This window comes from Rhodococcus sp. WS1 (genome assembly GCF_003797745.1).
Lineage (GTDB): Bacteria > Actinomycetota > Actinomycetes > Mycobacteriales > Mycobacteriaceae > Rhodococcus_F > Rhodococcus_F erythropolis.
Genome location: NZ_RKLZ01000001.1, coordinates 2695121 through 2717588 on the forward strand (window position 1 = coordinate 2695121; position 22468 = coordinate 2717588).

The window sequence follows — 22468 nt, forward strand, 5'->3', positions numbered from 1 at the left end:
GCAGTGCTAGTGCGTGAGCGCAGATGTTCCCGAAGGCTCTTGCGGCGCTTCGGTTGTGGTGCGTCCGACCCCGCGAATCAGGCCGAGTCGACCCGCGACGACGTAGAGAACGAATGCCGAGGCCACGGCGTTGATGGACGGCAAACCGAAGGTGCTGTAATGCCCGATCAGCGCCGAGACGATCCAGATCACCAACGTGGCCGGCACCCAAGTGGGCGCCGAGTTCGGGAGGGTACCCGCGGCTCGACTCTCTTCCAGGTCCTTGCGCCAGGTCTTGACGATGAAGTACTCCGCCACCATGATTCCGGCGATCGGCGGGAATCCGACGCCTAACAGGATCAGGAAGTCGGTGAACGAGTTCAGGATTCCGGCAGCCGCGAGGATCGAACCGGTCACGCCGACCACAGCGGTGACGACGGCGCGATTGATGCGTCGCCCGAACACGACGTCGATGAAGTTCACGATGCCGAGCCCCGAGCTGTACAGATTCCAGTCGTTGATCTTGAAAGTTCCGAGAACAATGATGAGAACGCCGACCCAGCCGACCGACGACAGGATGATCGTGGCGATATCGGAACTGCGAACGGCATGCGCAAGAAGTACACCGGTCAATCCGATCACGTATTCGCCCAATGTGATTCCGACGAGTGTCTGCTTCACGACGTCACCCGCCGTGCGGTTGAATCGCGTCATGTCGGGTGTGATCACTGCTCCGGCAATGAAACCGCCTGCGACGATGGTGGTTCCGGCGAGGAAGCTGAGCTCCGGCCCGGCTGGAGCAGATGCCATCAGATCTGACAGCGAGTGATTACGCAGTTCGGAGATGACGGCCCAACCCACCAGAAGCAGGAACAGGGGAACGGTGATGTTGGCGATCAGCTGCATCGAGCCGAATCCGCGAAGGACTATCGCGGTGATCAGAAGGCCGAAGACCAGGGCCCACGCCCACTGCGGCAGAAACGGCATGATTCCGTGCAAACCTGATGCAGAGACAGCAGATTGGATGCCGAACCAACCGATCAGGCTGACTCCGATCACCAGGCCGATCACCGCGGAACCCGCGTGCCCGAATCCACACCAGCGTGCGACCACCGACGTGTTGAGCCCTTCACGAACCCCGATGATGCCGATGAAAATACAGACAACCTCGAGAATCACCGCCCCGACTGTCAATGCCCAGAAGGCATTCCAGAACGTCATGCCGTAGCCGAGCGTCGCACCGAGCAGGAACTGTGCGAGTGCCGATACCTGACCGAATCGCTGTACTGCCACCGAGAACCACGAATACCGTGCTTCGTCGGGAACGCGGGTGAGCGCGTAGTCGTCACCGTCGGACACTTCACCGCCGGCTGCGGTCGTTGATGTGTTTTTCATGACGGACTCCTCGAATAGTTGGGAAGTGTTCTCGGAGAAGACGGTACGAATGTGGTCGGGGTCACGCCTATGGGCGAATTGGCGTTTCTTCGTGTTACGACAATGCATTTCGCACAGTCGTCATTTCACACAGTCGTCAAATGGCACGGTCTAGCGCAACGCGTACCCGCCGTCGGGGTACAGCGTGGAACCCGTTGTGTACGTGTTGGTGAAGAGATAGAACACCGCTTGTGCGATCTCGTCTTCGTTCCCGACGCGGCCGAGCACGTTGTTCTCCGCACTCCAGGTGAACGCCGCCTCCCGAACCTCCGCCGGACGCTGAGCCCAAAGATGCCCGTCGATGGTTCCGGGAGCAACGGTGTTGACGCGAATCGGCGACAGCTCGACCGCCAGCCCCCGTCCGAGCCCCTCGATTGCCGCATTGGCCGCCACGTATGCCGCAGCAGCCGCGGGTGGCCGCACACTGGCAGCACCGGACATGAGGACCACCGATGCGGTGGGTGTCAGCTTGTCGAGCGCAGCGTGCACGACGCGGTACTGCCCCCAGAACTTGGAGGTGAACGGCGACGCCGCTTCCTCGACGCTCTGTTCGCGGAACGAGCCGACCTGGTAATCGGCAGCCGTGGTGAAGAGAGCGTCGACGCTGGGGATGTTGGTGAAGAACGCTTTCACCGAGTCGTCGTCGGAGGTGTCGACTGTGAACCAGTGCGCCGCCTCACCCAGCTGCGTGGCCGCTGCTTCCAGCTTGGATGTGGTTCGGCCACCGAGAACTACCTGCGCGCCGGCGTCGACGGCAAGGTGCGCCACCCGCAGCCCGATGCCTGTTCCGCCACCGATCAGTACGACGGTCTTGCCTGAGAGAGGAGAAGGTGTCGTTGTCATGCAGCGACTGTAAGGCTCACCGAATTGTCCCGACATGTGCAGAATGCACAGATTTCACCACTACACGGTGCTAAGTATCGAGACTTAGCTGGTAGAGATTGCCGCCCCCGGGGATCTCGCTTGACGACGTTTGCTGCGTCGAAACTGCCGTCACATGCACTCCTCCTTCGAGTTCGCTTGTAACAAAACAACTCCCACGACCGAAAATGTCGGTGAACCACAACCGCGAAGGGAAGTAACGAATATGGGATCAGCAGATGTCATGGCCTGGCTCGCCGAGGGTTACCTCGCCGGCGACCCGATTCGCTATCCGCTCTACGTCGGATCGATGTTCCTCGCGATGCCGTTCCAACTGATCGGCGTAATTCTGGGTCACCCCTTCTGAGTCACCCCTTCCGAATCGTCACATCAGGCCAGGGCGGTCGACGTAGAACTGCCAGGGTTGCGATCACCGCGGCCGCCAGCCCGATGAACTCCCCCATCAAAGCCGCCCTGGTGTGATCGACGGCCGGTGACCACGACGGCTCACCCTCGTGGATCGAGAACACTCCCACTGGCACCGGTATCGGGTCGCCCCGCCACTGCCGGTGTAGTCGCGAAACCGTGATGATCGTCGATCCGTCGCTGGTCTGGTGCGGTTCTCCGAAGATCATCGAGGTCCCGGAATCCGCCCGAAGTCGCTCCACCGCATCACGAATCTCCATGATCTCCATCGTCGCACCGAAACAGCAGCCCTGTGCGAGTATCGGTCGATGGCAGAGTGGTGGAATCCGAGCAGGCGCGTCGAGCGATGGTGGCAGACGATCGTGCTGGTTTGGCTACTCGTTTTCTTCGGCCCAAGCACCATCGACAAGGTCATCACAGAACCCACAGCTTGGAATTGGACATTCCTCGCAATCTGGCTTTTCGCGACGGTCGGGTCTGCTTACTACGCAGTCCAAGCCTGGCGAAACAGGAACAAACCTCAGTCGGTGTGGTGGGAAGGGACAACTGCCCCCACCGAAATACCCGCCGACGACGTCCGTAGCGCACTCGCGTCGACTGACGACCGTATTCCGGCAATCAAGGCACTACGCGAACTGCATCCGGGCTTGGGCCTGAAGGATGCGATGGATCTGATCGACGCTCAGCGGGGCGAACAGGGCCCGCATCACTGATAGTTGCGACCATCACAATCACAGTTAGGTATCGACACCTGACCGCCACGATCGGGCAAGCACGCCAGGAGTTAACCACCTGACAGACAGGCTGTTTCGCCGAGTTTGACAAATGTGGTCAATCGGTGAGCGTCGACTCGACCGATTCAACTCACCGTACCAATCGAATTCGCCGTTCAGCATTCCGCTCATGACCCAATGCCACTATTACCCAACGATTTACAACCGGAACTACGGCATCCAGTGAGAACTTTCGCGACAGTGCAGCATCTTTCGTCCAGTTGAGTTGACCGAAACTTGACGTTACGTTGAATTTCAAAGCAATAGCCCGGTCTTGACCTGCGATGGTGTGAGCGAAACGCCCACCTACGCGTGACACGTGGCCGCCCTGATGGGCGCTGTGAATGCCTGAACGTTCGAGGAGTGGAATGACTGCGGTCAAAACTGCGTGGCGTGAACTACGGAAACCCGTGTTCATCCCCGCGTCGATAGTGATCTTTGCCCTGATCGCCTTTGCCGTGATCTACGCGGGAACCGCCGCGGATGCTTTCGAAACACTCAACAACGTGATCAGCGACGGCGTCGGCTGGTGGTACATCCTCTCGGCCACCGGTTTCGTGATCTTCGCGCTGTACTGCGGAATCAGCCGCATCGGCAACATCCGATTGGGACGTGACGACGAGCAGCCCGAGTTCGGGATGCTCTCGTGGTTCGCGATGCTCTTCAGCGCCGGCATGGGCATCGGGCTCGTGTTCTACGGAGTAGCCGAACCACTTTCGCACTACGTGACCCCACCCGTCGCCGGGCAGATCGCCGGATCCACGGACGCCGCAGCCAATCAAGCCATGGAACTGACGCTGTTCCACTGGGGCTTGCATGCATGGGCGATCTACGTCGTCGTCGGCCTTGGTCTGGCGTACATGACCTACCGAAAGGGTCGCCCGCTGTCGATCCGTTGGCTGCTCGAGCCGCTCCTCGGACGGGCTCGCATCGAAGGAAAGATCGGCCACGCCATTGACGTCGTCGCCATCGTCGGAACGCTGTTCGGTGTCGCGACGTCGCTGGGCTTCGGTGTCCAGCAGATCTCGGCCGGCCTCGACTACCTCGGCTGGGTGGAGACCGACAACTGGTTGGTCATCACCATCATCGTCATCGTGACGGGCATGGCGACCTTCTCGGTCGTCTCCGGTGTCACGAAGGGCCTCAAGTGGCTCTCCAACATCAACATGATGCTCGCTGCCGCGCTGGCACTGTTCGTCCTGATTCTGGGACCGACGCTGTTCCTCATGCAGTCGTGGGTGCAGAACCTCGGCGGATACGTCCAGGCCTTGCCCGAACTGATGCTGCGCACGTCCCCGTTCGCCGAAGACGGCTGGCAGGGCGCATGGACCATCTTCTACTGGGGTTGGTGGATGAGCTGGGCACCGTTCGTCGGCATGTTCATCGCGCGCATCTCACGCGGCCGCACCATCCGCGAATTCGTCTTCGGTGTGCTGCTGGCCCCGACGCTGGTTGGTTCGTTATGGTTCACGATCTTCGGTAACTCCGGCATTCTGCGTCAGCGCAACGAGGGCACGATGCTCGACGCATCCGGCGCAGTGGACACCAACACGTCACTGTTCACGCTTCTCGACGGACTTCCGCTCGGAACGATTTCGAGTGTTCTCGCGATCGTCGTGATCGTGTTCTTCTTCGTCACGTCCGCGGACTCCGGCTCGATCGTCATCGACATCCTCGCGACCGGTGGCAGCTTGGAGACCTCCAAGATCACGCGTGTCTACTGGACGTTCCTCTCCGGTGCCGCGGCCGCAGTTCTCCTGATCGTGGGTGGCAGTGGATCGCTCACGGCGCTGCAAACCGTTGCCATCGCCACGGCGGTACCGTTCTCGGTCATCATGGTGCTGGCATGTCTGTCGATGCTGAAGGCGTTCCGATACGAGGTCGCGTCGGCACCACGCTACCTGCGGGTTTCTACAAATGCCTCGGCATCGACCGACGTTCCGCAACCCACCGAAAAGCGGCTCCGCGATCTGAAGATCTCGTCGACCTTCGCCGGGCTCACCCCGTCACAAAGCGGAATCATGACGGATCCCTCCGACGCCCACATGCTCGTCGCGGTCCACGAAGTTCCCGCCCATGCGGTCAACATCGACCCGGATACCGGCGCCGTCGACTTCTCCGAGGAATCGAAGGTCGTCGATCCGCTGGGCGGAGAGGTGTTCGACACACCCGAGTTCGCCGACTCGGCAGAAGGCCACGCGCAAGCTGCCAGTACGGACTGACCGGCACGTTCGGCATGTTGCATTAGGCATATCTGTTCACCAACTCGCAAACTTGTCATGAGACTTTCAACTCGACAGTTCGCAGGACTCTAAGTTTCGTGAGTAGAACAGGACCAACGGGTTTGCCACTCCAGTCGCAGTCGGAGACGGAACAATCTTTCGGGATTCCGTCCGTATTCCTACGGTCGGCGCATGCACCTGCGCCGCGCACGCTCATCGACATCGTGCGGGCCTCAGCCGAGGCCAACCCGGAAGCACCTGCCATCGACGACGGCGACACCACACTGTCGTACTCGGAGTTGCTCGACGAGATCGCGCTCGGTGCGCGCTGGCTCGGTGATGCCGGCGTCGGCGCAGGTGACCGCGTCGGAATCAGGATGCCGTCAGGTTCGCGTTCGCTGTACGTGGCGATCCTGTCGATCCTCGCTGCGGGCGCCGCGTACGTGCCCGTCGACGCCGACGATCCGGAAGAGCGCGCCGAGTTGGTGTTCGGCGAGGCGCAGGTAGCGGCGATCATCACCGGCGACGGAATCCAGCCGGGGACGGCGCCGAAGCGGCTCGAACATCCACCGGTTCGCGAACCCGAACCCGAGGACGACGCCTGGATCATCTTCACCTCAGGATCCACGGGCACCCCCAAGGGCGTCGCGGTCACTCACCTCAATGCCGCAGCCTTCGTCGACGCCGAGGCGCGCATGTTCCTCCAGGACGAGCCCATCGGGCCTGGTGACCGCGTCCTCGCGGGACTCTCCGTGGCATTCGACGCGTCCTGCGAGGAGATGTGGCTCGCGTGGCGCCACGGCGCCTGCCTCGTCCCGGCTCCTCGTTCGCTGGTTCGCAGCGGCATGGACCTCGGCCCGTGGCTGGTCTCGCGTGACGTCAGCATCGTCTCCACTGTGCCGACGCTTGCGTCTCTGTGGCCGGCCGAGGCCCTCGAAGCCGTTCGACTCCTGATCTTCGGCGGCGAAGCCTGCCCACCCGAACTGGCCGAACGCCTGGCCGTCGAGGGCCGCGAGGTCTGGAACACTTACGGCCCCACCGAGGCAACCGTCGTCGCCTGCGGCGCACTGATGGACGGCAAGAGCCCCGTCAGCATCGGCCTCCCCCTCGACGGCTGGGACCTTGCCGTCGTCGACGCCCAGAGCAATCCCGTCGCGGTCGGCGAGGTGGGCGAGCTGGTGATCGGCGGCGTCGGCCTCGCCCGTTACCTCGACCCCGCGAAGGACGCCGAGAAGTACGCGTCGATGCCCTCGCTCGGGTGGGAACGCGCCTACCGAAGCGGCGACCTGGTCCGGCTCGAGACCACCGGCCTGATGTTCCAGGGCCGCGCAGACGATCAGGTCAAGCTCGGCGGCAGGCGCATCGAACTCGGTGAGGTCGACAACGCCTTGCAGAATCTGCCGGGTGTGAGCGGCGCTGCCGCAGCCGTGAAGAAGACGGCAGCCGGCAACCAGCTCCTCGTCGGGTACATCGCCAGCACGGATCCCGACTTCGATCTCAAGGCCGCTCATGCACTGCTCAGCGAGCAGCTACCAGCAGCCCTCGTGCCGCGTCTGGCGTTGATGGACGAACTTCCGACGCGTACGTCAGGCAAGGTCGACCGCAATGCGCTGCCGTGGCCGTTGCCCGGCGCCGGTGAAGATGCCGGGGCCGCGTTGGGCCTCGACGGCACCGCTGCCTGGGTTGCCGGCCTGTGGGGATCGATCCTGGGAGCCCAGATCACTGGACTCGACGACGACTTCTTCGAAGTGGGCGGCGGATCCCTCTCTGCTGCTCAGTTGGTGACCGCCCTGCGCGAGCGGTTCCCAGAAGTGACCGTCGCACAACTCTACGACCATCCACGGTTGGGATCGCTCGCCGAATATCTCGACGAATTGGCACCCACCGAAACTGTGGAGCCGCGCATCGTCGCTCCAACACCCTTGAAAACTCAGCTGGCGCAGATCGCCGTCACCGTTCCACTCACGACGCTCACCGGACTGCAGTGGGTGACGTGGCTGGCGATCGCGAACAACGTCCTCGGCTGGTTCGTCGACGTCAGCTGGGCACCCACGGTCTCGTGGTGGTGGATCCTGTTGGCGTTCATCGTGTTCATCACGCCGATCGGCCGTATGACCATCGCCGTCGTCGGGGCGCGCCTGCTCCTACGCAAGTTGGAACCAGGAACGTACCCGCGAGGTGGTAGTGAACACCTGCGTCTGTGGATAGCGCTGCGACTCACCGAAGCCAGTGGCGCAGCCAACCTTTCGGGCGCACCGTGGATGCTCTACTACGCCCGCGCCCTCGGCGCCGACATCGGCAGTGGCGTCGATCTCCACACACTTCCTCCCATCACCGGCATGCTCGAACTCGGTGACGGCTGCTCCGTCGAACCCGAAGTCGACCTCTCGGGCCACTGGATCGACGGCGACGTCATTCACATCGGTGAGATCAAGATCGGCGACGGCGCCTCCGTCGGTTCACGCTCGACGCTTCTGCCCGGCGCGCGTATCGGTCGGGACGCCGTCGTCGAACCCGGATCTGCGGTGTTCGGCCGAGTGAAGGCAAACCAGCAGTGGGCCGGATCCCCCGCCACCAAGGTCGGGAAAGCGAATCATCCTTGGCCGGCCGAACATCCGAAGCGCGCACCCGGCTGGGTGCCGGTATACGGCGTCACCTCGGTCTTCCTGGCCGGTATGCCGATCTTCGCTCTGATGGCCGGAATCGCCTTGATCGGTTGGTGGATCCGCGACACCGACACGCTCGCGAGTGCAGTGCTCCAATCGCTGATCATGCTTCCCGTCGCGACCATCCTGAGTTTGCTCGTCTTCGCAGTCGTCACACTGGTGGCCGTTCGTCTTCTCTCGATCGGGCTGACCCCCGGCTACCACCCTGTCCGCAGCCGCATCGGCTGGCAGGTGTGGGCGACCGAACGCCTGCTCGACTCGGCCAGAACCTTCCTCTTCCCGCTCTACGCGAGCCTGCTGACGCCGGGATGGCTCCGCCTCCTCGGCGCCAAGATCGGCAAGAACGTCGAAGCATCCACCGTGCTCCTCCTTCCCAAGTTCACGACGGTCGCCGACGGCGCATTCCTCGCCGACGACACCATGGTTGCGAGCTACGGCCTCGGCGGCGGCTGGATGCACATCGAACAGGCGAAGATCGGCAAGCGTGCGTTCCTCGGCAACTCCGGTATGACCGCACCCGGTCGACGCGTCCCCAAGAACGGTCTCGTGGCGGTTCTGTCGGCCACCCCGTCCAAGGCCAAGTCCGGATCATCGTGGCTGGGTAGTCCACCGGTACGTCTGAGAAGGGCTGCCGGGGACACCGACGCCGCCCGCACGTTCAATCCGCCGATGCGACTCAAGATCGCCCGCGGAGTGGTCGAAACCTGCCGACTGATCCCCGTGATGGTCACGTTCGGCATCGGTCTCGGTGTTCTGTTTGCACTCGAAGCACTGGTCGGCGCCGTCGGATTCTGGTTCGCGGCTCTGTTGAGCGGCGTAATTCTGCTCGTCGCCGGAGCAGTGGCGGGCGCGATCACCATCGCCGCCAAGTGGATTGTCGTCGGGCGCATCGCCAAGGTCGAGCATCCGCTGTGGAGTTCGTTCGTCTGGCGCAACGAGGTAGCCGACGCGTTCGTCGAAACCGTCGCGGCGCCGTGGTTCGCTCGCGCAGCGACTGGTACTGCCGTACTCAACATCTTCTTGCGTGGGCTCGGGGCCAAGATCGGCAAGGGCGTTTGGTGTGAGTCGTACTGGCTACCCGAGGCAGATCTTGTGACTTTGGGCGACGGAGCGACAGTGGAACGGGGGTGCGTCGTGCAAACTCATCTCTTCCATGATCGGATCATGTCCATGGACACCGTCACCTTGGGAGCAGGAGCAACGCTGGGACCGCATTGTGTCGCGCTACCCGCAGCCGGCATCGGCGCGGGAGCGACGGTAGGGCCTGCATCTCTGGTGATGCGAGGTGACACCGTTCCGCCCTCCACCCGCTGGCAGGGCAATCCGATTGCACCGTGGGTGGCGTCGTGAAGCCGAACAGAATGCTCGAAGAGCCGCTCGATCCGTACCTGCCACACAACGGCAACCGCGGTTACCGCGTGTCTCGGTACGAATTGGAACTGACGTACAAGGTCTTCAGTAACCGTCTCGCCGGCAAGGCAGTCATCACCGCTGTCACCACCGAGAGCCGATCCAAGTTCAGCTTCGACCTCGCGCAGAACCTGCAGGTGTCCAAGGTGTCCGTCAACGGTGCCCGCGGCACCAAGTACGCGCACTTGAACAACAAGCTGATCCTCACGCCGTCTACCAAGATCCCCGCGGGCGGTGCCCTGTCGGTCACCATCGCGTACAGCGGCAACCCCGAGCCGATCAAGAGCCTGTGGGGCGAAGTCGGCTGGGAGGAACTCGACGAAGGAACTTTGGTCGCAAGTCAGCCCAACGGCGCGGCGTCCTGGTTCCCGTGCGACGACCATCCGATTTCCAAAGCGTCTTACCGCATCTCGATCACCACCGATTCCCCGTTCTATGCCCTCGCCAACGGCAAGCTGATCCGCAAGCAGACCCGTGCGAGTCAGACGACGTGGGTCTACGAGCAGACCGAACCGATGGCAACCTACCTCGCCACCATTCAGATCGGCCAGTACGAGCATCGGCAGGTGAGCGCCGGCCCGGTACCGGTCTTCGCCGTTCACCCGCCGCGACTGCGCGCAGCGTTCGACGTCGACTTCGGGCGCCAACCCCAGATGCTGGAGGTCTTCGGAAAGCTGTTCGGCCCGTACCCCTTTGCCGACTACACCGCTGTGGTCACCGACGACGAACTCGAAATCCCCATCGAAGCGCAGGGACTCTCGATCTTCGGAGCCAACCACTGCACGGGTAGGCGCGGTTCCGAACGTCTTGTCGCACACGAGCTTGCCCATCAATGGTTCGGCAACAGCCTCACTCTCGGGCAGTGGTGCGACATCTGGCTACACGAAGGCTTTGCCTGTTACGCGGAGTGGATCTGGTCCGAGAATTCCGGTGGCCCATCCTCGAACCAACTCGCGACCAACGCCTATCAAGGGCTCGGGCGTAAATCTCAGGACTTGATCGTCGCCAATCCCGGGCCTGCCCTGATGTTCGACGATCGAATCTACAAGCGGGGCGCGTTGACTCTGCACGCCCTGCGCGGCGTTCTCGGAGACGAGAAGTTCTTCGAACTGATTCGCCAGTGGACTACGAAGCATCGGCACAGCACGGTCAGCACCGAGCAATTCACCGATCTCGCTTCACGTTTCACCGACACCCCACTGCGCCCTCTCTGGGATGCTTGGCTGAATCAACGCCCGCTACCTCGGCTTTGACGCTTTCCCCCAGCCGTAGCACCACGCCGAAACATTCCGAATGCGCCGATTGGCTTTGTCTTACCTTTACTATAGAGGTGGGCCGAGGGACGACCCCGACAACACAATTCTCAGGGCACGCTTCCTCGACAGGTAGATCGGGGGATCGATGTTTGTTGTATTCACAATATGTTTCGTGACCGGGGTTGTCGCCCTGATCGGAGCCTTTGCCGTCGGCGAGGTTGCAGATCTGGGCGGCGGCCACGCAGACGGGCTGCCATTTCTGAGCCTGACAACTTTGGCCACAGCACTTTTCGGCTTCGGCGCCGGCGGCGTAGCTGCCACTCTCGCGGACGCTCCGACGTTGGTAGCGGTGATAGCTGCACTCGCACTCGCCGCCGTTCTCGTTGTCGTCACGCGCGGCCTTCTTCTCCCCTATCTCCTTAAACAACAAGATAATTCGCACATCGGGCGCAATTCATACCACGGATTGTTGGGCACGGTCACCCTCACCATCGCAGCCGAAGGTTGGGGAGAAGTCTCGTTCGTCGACGCCGAAGGCAATCGCGTCCAGGCCAAGGCCGTCAGTGCACAGCCGATGGCGCTCACCACCGGCACCACCGTCTACATCGCCGATGTAGACGATCAATACCTTCACGTCGTCACGGTTGACGACGCGATCTAAGGACTCGATACATGCTGCCAATCATCATCATTGCGGTTGTAGTCGCAGTAATCATCTTCATCGTTCTCCCCGCGATCTACGTGAAGAACTACGTCAAGGTCCCGCCGAACGAAGTGGCGGTCTTCACCGGACGAGGCAAGCCGAAGGTCGTCCGCGGCGGAGCCCGCTTCAAGATTCCCGGAATCGAACGCGTCGACATCATGTCGCTCGAGCCGTTCAACGTCAGCATCAATCTCAAGAATGCGCTCTCCAACGACGGTGTTCCGGTCAACGTCGAGGCAGTCGGCCTGGTACGAATCGGTTCCGCCGACGAAGCGGTTCAGACAGCGGTGCAACGATTCCTGACTTCCGACCTGGACGAACTCCAGCAGCAGATCAACGAAATCCTCGCAGGCAGTCTGCGCGGAATCACCGCGACCATGACGGTCGAGGATCTGAACTCCAATCGCGATTCGCTTGCGCGCAGCGTGGTCGAGGAGGCAGGCGGCGACCTCGCCCGCATCGGCATGGAAGTCGATGTCATCAAGATCGCGGGAATCTCCGACTTCAACGGCTATCTCGAATCGCTCGGTCAGCGCCGCATCGCCGAGGTCAAACGTGATGCCGCGATCGGAACTGCTGAAGCAGAGCGTGATTCGCAGATCCAATCGGCAAAGGCGCGACAGGCAGGTTCCGTCGCACAGGCCGAGGCCGACACCGCGATCGCGAGTGCAAATCAGAAACGCGACGTCGAACTCGCTCGCCTGCGAGCACAGACCGAAGCCGAGAACGCAGAAGCCGACCAGGCCGGACCCCTCGCGCAGGCAACAGCCGAGAAGGCCGTCGGCATCGCACGTGAGCAGGCCGAGGCGGCCCGCGTCGAAGCTCGCACCGAGGTCGAGCGTCGTCGCGCCCAGCAATCGGAAGCGGCATTGCAGGCAGATGTCATTGCACCGGCCGAGGCCGAACGCCAAGCCTCCATCGCACGCGCAGAGGGTGAGCGACAGGCCGCGATCCTCCGCGCCCAGGCACAGGCCGAGTCAGCAAGGCAGGCCGGCGGCGCTCAGGCCGATGCACGAAAGCTCGTCGCCGACGCCGTTCGCTCTGAACAACAGGCTGATGCCGACGGCCTTCGAGCACGTCTGGAAGCCGAAGCCGACGGCCGCAAGGTAGCGGCCGATGCGGTTCGTGCCGAGCAACAAGCCGAGGCGGATGGTTTGCGTGCCAAGCTCGAAGCCGAGGCTGCCGGTAAGCGTCAGATCGCCGAGGCGCTCAATTCCTACACCCCGCAGGCCGCGCAGTTGCTGACTCTGCCTGATGTTCTGGCAGCATTGGTCGACGCCACCGCAGCGGCGGCGAAGCCGGTCGGCGACATCGACCGCATCTCCATCGTCGGCGGCAGTGATGGGGCCCAGGGTTCGATCGGCTCGATCCTGGGCATCAGCCCCCAGGTGATCGCCGGCGTCATCGAAACTCTCGAAAGCTCAGGCGTCGATATCACCGGATTGCTCAACGGCCTGAACAAGACCGCATCGGTTCCGGTTGGTTCGGTACACAATTCGGTCCACAATTCGGAAAACGGTTCCGCAACTGTAGACGCGTGATTTCGCCCCGGTCCGCCGACTCTCCCAGGTGTCGGCGGACCGGACGGCATCACGCGCTCGGAAGATGTGAACGCGACTTGAAGAGAATCAGAATCAAGCAGGCAGCGGCGGCGGCTGATCCAAACAGAAGAGTCACCGTGTAGCTCAGCGCCGGAATGCTTTCCGACAGCATCGCCAGCAACGCAGGCACAGCAAAACCGATGTAGGTGATCGAGTAGAACACCGCGGTCAGTCCTGCCAGATCGTCCGGCCCCGCGATTCGCTGGATCTCCAGTAACCCGGAAACCAATGCCATGCCGTACCCGCAACCGAGGATCGCTGCAGCCACGATCGCGATCGCCACGGTCAGCGTCGACGCAACCAGAGCAGCGCCGGCCATACCAACCACCAGAAACACCAGAGCCACAACGGCGCCGCGCGCGCTGCGGTCGGTATCGATCTTTCGCCCCAACGACTGAATCGCGAATCCGCATGTCAGCGCGACCATGCACAGTAGAGCCGAAAAGGCCACGGGCGCATCGCCACTGTGCCCGGTCATGAGCGCCGGAATAACTGCATACGCGACACTGGCAGCACCGAACACCCACGGCGCCAACGGAACAACGACGTAGAGGAATCTGCGATGACCTGCCGAGGGGATCTTGAGGTCGTCGATCAACCTGCGACGGTCGGATTTCGCCTGTGCCGGTCGTGTTTCGGGAGCACGCCACAGCGCCATGGCCGCGAGGACGGTGATCGCGATGTGCAGCACGTACGCCAACACACTCGGCAGGGGCGCCCACTGCGCCAAGATTCCCGCGGCACCCGCCCCCAAGGCGAAGCCGGCAGTCAGACTCATCGCTGCTCGCCTGGCACCCGTGCCTTCCGACGCCGTCGAATCCCAAGGTTGCGTGGACAACTCCTTGACCCAGGAGCCGCCGACGGCCATACCGATCCCCAAGGCGATGCCGCAGAGGATTCTTCCCAGAATGAGAGCGGCAGCGGAGTCGGCCCCGAAAGCGAGCAGCGTCGAACCGGCGATCGCGATGATCGGAGCGGGGAGCATGATCGGGCGTCGACCCAATCGATCGGACAGCGGGCCGCCGAGCAGCAGGGCCGGCACAATTCCGAGGACGTAGGCGAAGAGGAAGAAGTCGACCATCACCGGCGAATAGCCGTGGTCGAGTCGGTACATCACCAGCAGTGGCGTGAATTCGTTTCCGCCCCAGGCCGCGGCGAACATGCTGGCGGCAACGGTCAGCCACAGCCATTTTCCGCCGGTGCCACGTTCACTGCCTGGACGACGTTCGGCTGCGGTCCCAGCGTCTATCGTTTGGGTGCTCATCACAGAGTTCCTTCGAAGCCGAGGCCGTGCACCTGGCGCATGTGTGTGAGGACGGCAGTGTTGTATCCGTCTGCATCGCCTGTTTCGACGAGGTCGGTAAGCGCGGTGTGGTCGGCAAGGATGCGAGACAGTTGGCCGGGGTCGCGTGAGATCGACCGCGCTGTCATCCGTCGTTGCCTGTCGCGCAGACTCGCGTAGAACGAGTCGAGCAAAGGGTTCCCACCGGCGGCAACGATCATCTTGTGAAAGTCGGCATCGATCGCGCTGAACGCGGCAACGTCCCCGCGATCAGCAATCTCACGTTGCTCGATCAGATTCGCGCGCAACGCTGCGACAAGCGTTTCACGTGCGTGCGGTCGGACCGACACCACTCGAACGCTCTGAGTCTCGACGAGTTGTCTGGCACTGACTACGTGTTCCGCCTCCCCATCCGCGACCGGGACGATCAGCGCCCCCTTCTTCGGGTAGAGGCGCATCCAACCTTCCGACTCGAGACGCAGAAACGCCTCACGCACCGGCGTTCGGCTCACATTGGTCCGAGCGGCGATGTCACCCTCGCTGATCAGCTCCCCGCCGGCGAGTTCGCCGGAAAGGATCAGCTCCTTGACTTCGCGGAAGACGGTTTCCGAAGCGGAATACAACATAGACACAAGATGTATTTATACTCCACGCTGGCGGAACCCAGACATTCGGGTCGCCGATCCGAACATCTCGGTCCAACACGGCATCGATCCAGCTAGCATTGCAAGGTGCCAGACAGAAGAGGAGTCAGTTCACGATGAACGGCGCACGCTCCCGCCATCGCAGACTGATGCACTCATGACGTCGCAGATGAAGTCCATGAGGACCCTGACCCGCGAGTGGCTGGCCCTCCCCGATCAATACGACCGATTCACTCGCTATCTCCGCGACAACGGCCTCACGACCGCCACCCGGCTATTACTTGGCATCATTGTCATCGGACTGGGCGTGTGCGCACTACTCAACAGATTCAGTCCGGCTGGTCCGACAAGCACGATTGCGCTGTTCTTCAACACTGTTGTCGTGATCTCGTGCTTCATGGTCGGAGTCTCATGGTGGGTCTTCGGCCCGACAAAGCGCCGCTCGTTCGGTTTCGTAGTCTTCTGCGACATCGCAGTCACGATTTCCGTACTTGGAGATTCCTCGCAGCTTGCGCGATTACTTACCTGTGTCATCTACGCGCTGATCGGTATCTACATCGCCTATTTTCACAATCCGAAGTTGCAGATCGCACACCTGACCTTCTCGGTTGTGATGATCGTGGTGGCTGCGCAGCCGATCCTCTTCGGGCCGGAGCGAGATCCCGCGCTCGGTGTTTCGAAAGTGCTGGTTGTCGTCACCGCACTCGTGGTTTGTGCGTTCATCTCGCAGATCGTGCTGACGATGCTCAGCATGGACGCGTCCAGCTCCGACCTCGATCCCCTCACCGGGCTCCTGAACCGTCGTGGCCTCGACCGCCACGTCGAGAAGGTACTCGCGGAGTTCCAGCGTCAGGAATCGGCGGCACTACTCGTGATCGCGATCGACATCGACCGATTCAAGACGATCAATGACGTACACGGTCACGACGTGGGCGACCGCATAATTCTCCGGGTTTCACAGCGGTTGTCCGCCTGGGCACATGCCGATGCTGTTGTCGCACGGGTCGGCGGCGACGAATTCATCCTCGCTCAAAGACTTTCCGTGCCGGCCATCGGCCCGATGCTCGACTCGATCGGACCGGCAATGCACTCGAATACCGACGAGATACCGTCGACATCGAGCATCGGAATCGCCGTGCGTACCCACAAATTCGTCGCCGGAGAAGAGCGTGCAAGAGCGTTCACCGACATGCAGAAAGTCGCCGATTCGGCGATGTACGAAAGCAAGAGACTCGGCGGCGGACGCGTTCACACGATCGTCACCACTGCGAGCAGGTAGCAGTACGTGAGTTATCAGTAATAAACCGGCCCCGGCACTCCTCCACCCGCTGCCACCGCGTCACCGGTGATCGCGATGCTTCGCGGCGATGCCAGGAAGGTCACGACATCAGCCACCTCTTCGGCGTCGATGATCCGGTGTATCGAATTCGTCGCGATACCCCGCTCCACCTCCGCCTGCGAGCGGCCGGATTCTTCCGACTCGCGCGTAATCCGCGCGGTCAACCTCTCGGTCCGCGTCACGCCCGGATGGACGACAGTGACGTTGATTCCCTTGGGGCCCAGCTCGTCTGCAAGATTCTTGGTCAGCGCAGACACACTGACGTTGCGGATCGTGTGGGCGATCGAGGTTGCCTGTCTGGCGCCCAAACCGCTGATGTTGATGATCCGACCCCAACCCTGATCGATCAGATACGGCGCCACAGCACGCGCAGTGCGCAGGTAGCCGAGCACTTTCACTTCGACTTCGTCGCGCACGACGTCGTCGGTGGTCGCCTCGAAATCCGTCGGCTTTCCGGCGCTGAACGGAGTCGCTGCCGAGTTGACCAGAATGTCGACGCCGCCGAACTCCTCTACTACTTGCCGCACCGACGCCTGAACCGCGTCGTCGTCTCGCGTATCCGTCACGACTCCGATCGCACGAATTCCGAACTCCGAAACCAAATCTCGTGCGACGCTTACGACGGTTTGCTCAGTGCGCGCGAGTATCGCGATGTCGACCCCTTCAGCAGCCAGACCTCTGGCGATTGCCAGACCGATCCCCTTGCTACCACCGGCAACGATCGCACGCTTTCCAGACAGGTGAAGATCCATACCTGCGACACTATCCAACAGGCGATCCCCGATCTCTACGAAGAGGGATCGGGGACCGACTGGATTGTTTCTGTGTCTCAGACCATCAGATCCGCGTACAGGTAGACGTTGTCGGCGTAGTTACCCACACCGTCCTCGAATTGCAGTTCGCCGCCGCAGGTTACGACTGCCAACTTTCGAGGGCCATCCGGGCCGGCCAGCACGCTTTCCTCCACGCCATCGGCCTTCGGACGCGTCGTCACCGCAGTCACCTTCCACGACGTGCTCTTGCCCGTCGCGTCGGATGTACGGATCACTTCACCCGGTTCGATCGTGCCCAGGTCGAACAGTGCACCGTTACCCTGGCCGGTCAAATTGACATGTCCGGCAATCAAAGTCGTGCCGGTGACCGAGTCGAGCGAGGCGCCGTCGAGCCAGATTCCGACGTTCTTGACGTTCTCCGGCGGAGTGAGAACTCCTTCCGGCACGGTGGCGTCCACGATCGGCGCCTGAACGCCGACCGGATCGAGCGAAAGGGTGTTGGGAGCCATCAACTCATCCGAAGGCGCCGCCGGATTCGCAGAGTGCGACATGACAACTCCCGGACTCGGCGGAATCGCAGCATCGTCATCGGAGGATCGCAGGCCGACGAAAGCCATGGAAGCACCGGCGACAAGCACCGCGACGAGGGCCAGGATGAACGCGACACGACGCCCCTTGCCGATGTTCGCGGGCTGATCGCGGTTGGAATCGTCGTATGGATTGGATGGATTGGAATCCGACTCGTACATGGTCATCGAACTGTCTCCTGCGGGATGAGGCACCCCCGGCGCCTCTTGCGAATTGACGCCCCCTGCGTCTGATCAGTGTCGGCACCGATCACACGAATCGTGACCGGTGCCGACGTCTACTACATCTGCCTGGCGTCAGGAACGCTTGCGGCGGAGAGCAACTGCTCCGGCAGCAGCCATACCGACAAGCCCGAGGCCCGTCACTGCGACGGCGACGTTGCGGCCTGAATTCTGTTCAGCGGCACCACCGTCGATGGCAACCGGGCGAGGTCCGGTGGCCTGCTTCGGAGCCGACGGCGCCGGAGCAGCGGGAGTTGCAACCGGCTGCGACGGAACAGGCGCACCCGGAACTACGGGCACGACCGGCACAATCGGCACGATCGGAACAATCGGCACGATGGGCACAATCGGAACGACCGGAGTTGCAGGCGTCGTGGTTGCCGGTGTCGTTGTTGCCGGTGTCGTCGTTGCGGGTGTCGTCGTGGGCGATGCTGCATATCCGACGCTGGCAGACGCATTCATCAACGCCGGCCGAACGGTGTCGAACGACGCGAAGATCTGGCACTGTGCGCCTGCTGTGTTCCAGTGCAGGTTCTCGACCGAATCCGGAATGACGCTTGCGGTCACGGAGTAGTCACCGCTGTCCGCAGTGGTGAGGCACAGATCCACGGCAGTCGGTGCGTCGCCGCGGCCGTCGACCGTCAATTGGTTTGCGCTCAACGTTGCCTTGGCGTTGTCGCCACAGACGGTGAGTTCGGTGCCCGCCGAGGACTGAACATTGATCGGCTTCCGGTACATATTCGTGTTCAGGGTGAACACGGCAGTCTCGCCGGCCTTCAGAGTTCCCGTCGCGGGTGTCTTACGAACGAGGTCGAGCGTCTGCGTGACGTTCATGATCTCGACGATGCGAGCTCGCTCGTCGTCGCCGATGTTCCTGTCGCACAGGCTTTTGAAATCGGCCATCAGCGGATTGTCGTAGTCCGAAACGCACCACACCAGCGTCTGCCGCGCCGAACGCGCATCCTCACTGCCGTTTCCCGAAACGGCGCCGTCGAGCTTGGCGGGATTCTGCAGCAACCAACTGATGACAGCGAGATCGTCGGCTGACAGATCGGGATTGCCCGATGACGGAACCGTCGCACCCATCTCGTCGTTGTGCTTGTCGACGGGCAAACCGTTTTCGTCGACGCCGGCACATGGATCGAGATCGAAGTCCGTGCAGTACATCCATTCCGACTTCGCAATTCCGTCGACGTCGCGGACACCGCAGACCGGCGCATCCACCGCGGCCGAGGTACCCCGATCCGTGGTGCCGTACATCGGCACGATGTTGCCGTCGTTGTAGTGATCCAGCCGAATGCCGGAGATGTCGAGCATCTGCTCGGAGGGCGTGTACTCAGTGCCCTCACACAACCCGGCGGTGAACGCCGGAGCAGCCGCGGTTCGCACAGGCATCGGCGCGGACACAGCTGGTGAAGCAAAAGCAACGCTACTACCGGCCACCGTTGCGGCAATAGCTGCAGTTAGCGAGAGCCGGAGAACAAGCGGCCTACGCCGTGAACCAGACACAGTCATCAAAGCTTCCCTTTCAAGACATTTCGGTAGCGGGAAGGTTGCTTGGATTCCCAAGGCCACGCCACCCAGCGCTCACTTCCGAGAGGATCGGCTGATCGCTTTTGGCAATCAGCCAGTTACTAGATGGCAATGTAGTGCATGTTTCAAGAAAGTCCACCCGATCGTCGAGCCCCCGTACGCAGCTTGAACCTCCGGACGACGAGTTAGCCAACAAGATGACTGCACCTTTGTCCAACCGCACAACTATCGCGATCAACTCAAAATCGGCTCACGCAACCGGGGCGTTCCCGGCATTCCTCCGACGCTAGCCGGTCGGTAACTCGGACATTCTGGGGAAACTCACAGGAAGGGGCGTTATCAGCTCTCACGCAAAAGAAGGGGCCCGCAATGCGGACCCCTTCACCGGAACTTCCAGCCGAGACTGCTTTGTCTGGATTCGGACAACTTGTAGATACCCGGAACAATCCACCGATTCTCTAAATGTGATTTGCCTCACATTTAGAGAATCTGTTGGTTTTTTTCACAGTCTTAACCAATCTTTTAGTCCTCTTTGTGGCGATTACCCAGATCTCCGACGGCGGAAATCTGCCCCCGACAGAGAGCGGAGTACGAGCCTCGGATCAGTCTCGGACCGGAGGCGCCTTCCTTGTGGTAACCGCAATGCGATTCCACGCATTGATCGTGAAGATGACGCTGATGAGCTGGGCCAGTTCCTCGTCCGAGAATTCGCCGGCAGCCTCGCTGTACACCTCGTCCGGAACGAAACCGTCGGTAAGGACTGTCACGGCCTCGGTCAAGGCGAGTGCGGCGCGTTCGCGATCGGAGTACATCCCTCGCGCTTCTTCCCACGCGTTCAGTAGGTAGAGCTTCTGCTCCGTCACGCCGACCTTTCGGGCGTCGCGAGTGTGCATGTCCAAGCACCATGCGCAATGATTCAGCTGCGACGCACGCGTGAGGACTAGCTCGACGAGCGTCGGCTCCAGCCCCTTGCGCGCAGCGGCATCCAACGCAATCATCGCCTTGTAGACCTCGGGCGCCAGCTTTGCGATATCCAGTCGTTGTCCTGTTGCTGTAGTCATACTCAAACCGTAATCCCGGAAAGACCCCGAAACATGGTTCAATCCGGTGATGAATTCATGGGCCAATCTTGGGTTCGATCTGCATATCGAGCTGCCACAGGGAATCGGGGTTCGCGCTGCGCTGCTTCAGACGCTTCGCGACGCGATCGACAGTGGACTGTTGAAGCCCGGCACCAGACTCCCGCCTTCTCGCACCCTCGCACTCGATCTCGGAGTTGCCCGAAACACCGTTGCGGACTGCTACGCCGAGCTCGCCGCCGCTGGTTGGCTTGTCACACGGCCGGGTTCCGGGACCGTAGTCGCCACGCTCGCCAGCACACACAGTCGCGAGGTCGATCCATCGCCGACCCGACGGCGCTTGACCTACAGCCTTCTCCCCGGATCGCCGGACGCGTCGGCGTTTCCCCGCACTGCATGGATTTCGTCCGCCAGACGTGCTTTGACCACCGCGCCGACCGACGCTTTCGCGACCACTGATCCCAGAGGCCGAGTCGAACTCCGAAATGCCCTCACCACATACCTGAGCCGCACCAGAGGCGTTCGCGTCGATCCGAGCCGCATTGTGATCAGTGCCAGCTCGGGTCACGGGATCTCCCTCCTCGCCCGTGCACTCGGAGGAACGATTGCGGTCGATGCTTTCTGCCTTCACCTGCACCGACAGTTGCTCGTCGACGAAGGACTGCTGACAATTCCCATTTCTGTCGACGAATCAGGCACTTGCACAGACGAATTGGCGTCAACGTCTGCTGAAAGCGTTCTGCTGACGCCGACCCATCAGTTCCCTCTCGGAGGCCCCCTCACACCGGCGAGGCGCGCGACCGCTCTCGAATGGGCCTCGACTACCGGTGGCGTCATCATCGAGGACGACTACGACGGCGAATTCCGTTACGACAGAAAGCCTGTCGGCGCACTCCAAGGAATCGCGCCGCAGCACGTTGCATACCTCGGCACTGTCAGCAAGACACTGTCGCCGGCCATACGCATCGGATGGATGGTGTTGCCGGACAGGCTGATCGAACCCGTCCTCGCAACAAAGGGACCCTACGAACGCTGGGTAAGTTCAACGGATCAATTGACCTTGGCAGACTTCATCGAATCCGGAAGATTCGACAGCCATATTCGAAAGATGCGTACCTCGTATCGACGACGACGCGATCAACTGGTTGCGACCCTTGCACAGCAAGTACCCCGGGCCAGGGTCGAGGGGATCTCCGCGGGTCTTCACGCTGTGATCCGCCTTCCCTCCGGCACCGAACAATCTGTTCTTGCGGCGGCGCAGGCGCGCGATCTCGGGCTCGAAGGGTTGTCCGTCTTCCGACATCCCGACGTGTCGTCAGTCGGCGGTGACGGCGTCGTCGTCGGTTACAGCACGCCGACGCAGTCGCAGTACTCCAGGACGCTGGATGTGCTCTGCGAGGTGCTGCAGGTGGCTCTGCGATAGCGCCTGTCGGATCTACCCATCCGCTCACCTGCCCTGCCCTGCCCTGATGGAGTGAACGTACCGTTCATCTCACTGAAGAGGGTGAGAGTGTCGTTCGCTCGATCCCGGACGGGGTGGTGAGCCGGCCCGCCCGCCCCTAATGGTGTGAACGGTACGTGCGGTCGATCTGAGGCGACGAACGTACCGTTCACTCGGAGAGTGCGGGGTGGGTTTTTTGGGGGGGGTTTGGGTACGAGAAAGCCCCCCAACCATCAC

18 protein-coding genes are annotated in these 22468 nt (G+C 61.9%); 9 read left to right on the plus strand and 9 right to left on the minus strand.

All coding sequences use genetic code 11. The features are described from left to right. Positions 1 to 6 precede the first annotated feature (6 nt). Complete coding sequence (locus EEB12_RS12430) at positions 7 to 1374, minus strand: purine-cytosine permease family protein (protein WP_020906011.1); 1368 nt, start codon at positions 1372 to 1374, stop codon at positions 7 to 9. A gap of 150 nt (positions 1375 to 1524) precedes the next feature. Beyond that, positions 1525 to 2256 (minus strand): SDR family oxidoreductase, encoded by a 732-nt coding sequence (locus tag EEB12_RS12435; protein WP_141487841.1) that lies wholly within the window; start codon positions 2254 to 2256, stop codon positions 1525 to 1527. Positions 2257 to 2500: 244 nt separating this feature from the next. On the opposite strand from EEB12_RS12435, the gene EEB12_RS30495 reads away from it, so the two are divergent. Then, the gene (locus EEB12_RS30495) at positions 2501 to 2641 is read left to right on the plus strand and encodes a hypothetical protein (RefSeq protein ID WP_003941170.1); all 141 of its coding nucleotides are present in this window, start codon (positions 2501 to 2503) and stop codon (positions 2639 to 2641) included. Position 2642: 1 nt separating this feature from the next. Here EEB12_RS30495 and EEB12_RS12440 read toward each other — a convergent pair whose 3' ends face one another. Continuing rightward, positions 2643 to 2969: a hypothetical protein gene (locus tag EEB12_RS12440; RefSeq protein WP_046377860.1), complete on the minus strand. Its 327-nt coding sequence runs from the start codon at positions 2967 to 2969 to the stop codon at positions 2643 to 2645. A 39-nt stretch (positions 2970 to 3008) separates the two neighbouring features. Here EEB12_RS12440 and EEB12_RS12445 point away from each other — a divergent pair, with 39 nt between their 5' ends. The 6 genes from EEB12_RS12445 to EEB12_RS12470 all read left to right on the plus strand — a co-directional run bounded on the left by EEB12_RS12445 (position 3009) and on the right by EEB12_RS12470 (position 13271). After that, positions 3009 to 3413, plus strand: coding sequence for a hypothetical protein (locus EEB12_RS12445; protein ID WP_029254361.1), 405 nt, complete (start codon positions 3009 to 3011; stop codon positions 3411 to 3413). Between the two features lie 428 nt (positions 3414 to 3841). Then, positions 3842 to 5695 carry a BCCT family transporter gene (locus tag EEB12_RS12450; RefSeq protein ID WP_007727149.1) on the plus strand — a complete coding sequence of 618 codons (1854 nt, stop codon included), beginning with the start codon at positions 3842 to 3844 and terminating at the stop codon, positions 5693 to 5695. 122 nt (positions 5696 to 5817) lie between these two features. Continuing rightward, the gene (locus tag EEB12_RS12455) at positions 5818 to 9711 is read left to right on the plus strand and encodes a Pls/PosA family non-ribosomal peptide synthetase (RefSeq protein ID WP_003941141.1); all 3894 of its coding nucleotides are present in this window, start codon (positions 5818 to 5820) and stop codon (positions 9709 to 9711) included. A gap of 11 nt (positions 9712 to 9722) precedes the next feature. Then, the gene (locus EEB12_RS12460; RefSeq protein ID WP_044480251.1) at positions 9723 to 11024 is read left to right on the plus strand and encodes a M1 family metallopeptidase; all 1302 of its coding nucleotides are present in this window, start codon (positions 9723 to 9725) and stop codon (positions 11022 to 11024) included. A 148-nt stretch (positions 11025 to 11172) separates the two neighbouring features. Next, positions 11173 to 11688, plus strand: coding sequence for a hypothetical protein (locus EEB12_RS12465; protein WP_037125452.1), 516 nt, complete (start codon positions 11173 to 11175; stop codon positions 11686 to 11688). A gap of 11 nt (positions 11689 to 11699) precedes the next feature. After that, entirely contained in the window at positions 11700 to 13271 is a 1572-nt protein-coding gene (locus EEB12_RS12470; protein ID WP_020906004.1) for a flotillin family protein, read from the plus strand. 49 nt (positions 13272 to 13320) lie between these two features. On the opposite strand, the gene EEB12_RS12475 is transcribed toward EEB12_RS12470, so the two are convergent. After that, the gene (locus EEB12_RS12475; RefSeq protein ID WP_030534864.1) at positions 13321 to 14595 is read right to left on the minus strand and encodes an MFS transporter; all 1275 of its coding nucleotides are present in this window, start codon (positions 14593 to 14595) and stop codon (positions 13321 to 13323) included. Next, a complete protein-coding gene (locus tag EEB12_RS12480; protein WP_021342704.1) occupies positions 14595 to 15239 on the minus strand; it encodes a GntR family transcriptional regulator in 645 nt (214 codons plus the stop codon). The genes EEB12_RS12475 and EEB12_RS12480 overlap by 1 nt, the downstream gene beginning before the upstream one ends. A gap of 175 nt (positions 15240 to 15414) precedes the next feature. Between EEB12_RS12480 and EEB12_RS12485 the strand changes: the two genes are divergently transcribed. Beyond that, complete coding sequence (locus EEB12_RS12485) at positions 15415 to 16536, plus strand: GGDEF domain-containing protein (protein WP_030534865.1); 1122 nt, start codon at positions 15415 to 15417, stop codon at positions 16534 to 16536. Between the two features lie 14 nt (positions 16537 to 16550). On the opposite strand, the gene EEB12_RS12490 is transcribed toward EEB12_RS12485, so the two are convergent. The 4 genes from EEB12_RS12490 to EEB12_RS12505 form a co-directional block, all read right to left on the minus strand. Beyond that, the gene (locus EEB12_RS12490; RefSeq protein ID WP_141487842.1) at positions 16551 to 17348 is read right to left on the minus strand and encodes an SDR family NAD(P)-dependent oxidoreductase; all 798 of its coding nucleotides are present in this window, start codon (positions 17346 to 17348) and stop codon (positions 16551 to 16553) included. A 77-nt stretch (positions 17349 to 17425) separates the two neighbouring features. Beyond that, complete coding sequence (locus EEB12_RS12495; protein WP_141487843.1) at positions 17426 to 18124, minus strand: class F sortase; 699 nt, start codon at positions 18122 to 18124, stop codon at positions 17426 to 17428. A gap of 129 nt (positions 18125 to 18253) precedes the next feature. Next, positions 18254 to 19693 carry a hypothetical protein gene (locus EEB12_RS12500; protein WP_258537483.1) on the minus strand — a complete coding sequence of 480 codons (1440 nt, stop codon included), beginning with the start codon at positions 19691 to 19693 and terminating at the stop codon, positions 18254 to 18256. Positions 19694 to 20313: 620 nt separating this feature from the next. Further along, entirely contained in the window at positions 20314 to 20772 is a 459-nt protein-coding gene (locus EEB12_RS12505) for a carboxymuconolactone decarboxylase family protein (protein WP_113682033.1), read from the minus strand. 49 nt (positions 20773 to 20821) lie between these two features. Here EEB12_RS12505 and EEB12_RS12510 point away from each other — a divergent pair, with 49 nt between their 5' ends. Next, a complete protein-coding gene (locus EEB12_RS12510; protein ID WP_181447630.1) occupies positions 20822 to 22213 on the plus strand; it encodes a PLP-dependent aminotransferase family protein in 1392 nt (463 codons plus the stop codon). Positions 22214 to 22468: the final 255 nt, after the last annotated feature.

Coding starts and splice junctions, on each gene's coding strand:
- EEB12_RS12450 (WP_007727149.1), top strand. CDS start 3,842: ATGACTGCGGTCAAAACTGCGTGGCGTGAACTACGGAAACCCGTGTTC.
- EEB12_RS12505 (WP_113682033.1), bottom strand. CDS start 20,772: ATGACTACAGCAACAGGACAACGACTGGATATCGCAAAGCTGGCGCCC.
- EEB12_RS12475 (WP_030534864.1), bottom strand. CDS start 14,595: ATGAGCACCCAAACGATAGACGCTGGGACCGCAGCCGAACGTCGTCCA.
- EEB12_RS12435 (WP_141487841.1), bottom strand. CDS start 2,256: ATGACAACGACACCTTCTCCTCTCTCAGGCAAGACCGTCGTACTGATC.
- EEB12_RS12445 (WP_029254361.1), top strand. CDS start 3,009: ATGGCAGAGTGGTGGAATCCGAGCAGGCGCGTCGAGCGATGGTGGCAG.
- EEB12_RS12440 (WP_046377860.1), bottom strand. CDS start 2,969: ATGGAGATCATGGAGATTCGTGATGCGGTGGAGCGACTTCGGGCGGAT.
- EEB12_RS12480 (WP_021342704.1), bottom strand. CDS start 15,239: ATGTTGTATTCCGCTTCGGAAACCGTCTTCCGCGAAGTCAAGGAGCTG.
- EEB12_RS12470 (WP_020906004.1), top strand. CDS start 11,700: ATGCTGCCAATCATCATCATTGCGGTTGTAGTCGCAGTAATCATCTTC.
- EEB12_RS12500 (WP_258537483.1), bottom strand. CDS start 19,693: ATGACTGTGTCTGGTTCACGGCGTAGGCCGCTTGTTCTCCGGCTCTCG.
- EEB12_RS12460 (WP_044480251.1), top strand. CDS start 9,723: ATGCTCGAAGAGCCGCTCGATCCGTACCTGCCACACAACGGCAACCGC.
- EEB12_RS12490 (WP_141487842.1), bottom strand. CDS start 17,348: ATGGATCTTCACCTGTCTGGAAAGCGTGCGATCGTTGCCGGTGGTAGC.
- EEB12_RS12485 (WP_030534865.1), top strand. CDS start 15,415: ATGACGTCGCAGATGAAGTCCATGAGGACCCTGACCCGCGAGTGGCTG.
- EEB12_RS12510 (WP_181447630.1), top strand. CDS start 20,822: ATGAATTCATGGGCCAATCTTGGGTTCGATCTGCATATCGAGCTGCCA.
- EEB12_RS12495 (WP_141487843.1), bottom strand. CDS start 18,124: ATGACCATGTACGAGTCGGATTCCAATCCATCCAATCCATACGACGAT.
- EEB12_RS30495 (WP_003941170.1), top strand. CDS start 2,501: ATGGGATCAGCAGATGTCATGGCCTGGCTCGCCGAGGGTTACCTCGCC.
- EEB12_RS12430 (WP_020906011.1), bottom strand. CDS start 1,374: ATGAAAAACACATCAACGACCGCAGCCGGCGGTGAAGTGTCCGACGGT.
- EEB12_RS12465 (WP_037125452.1), top strand. CDS start 11,173: ATGTTTGTTGTATTCACAATATGTTTCGTGACCGGGGTTGTCGCCCTG.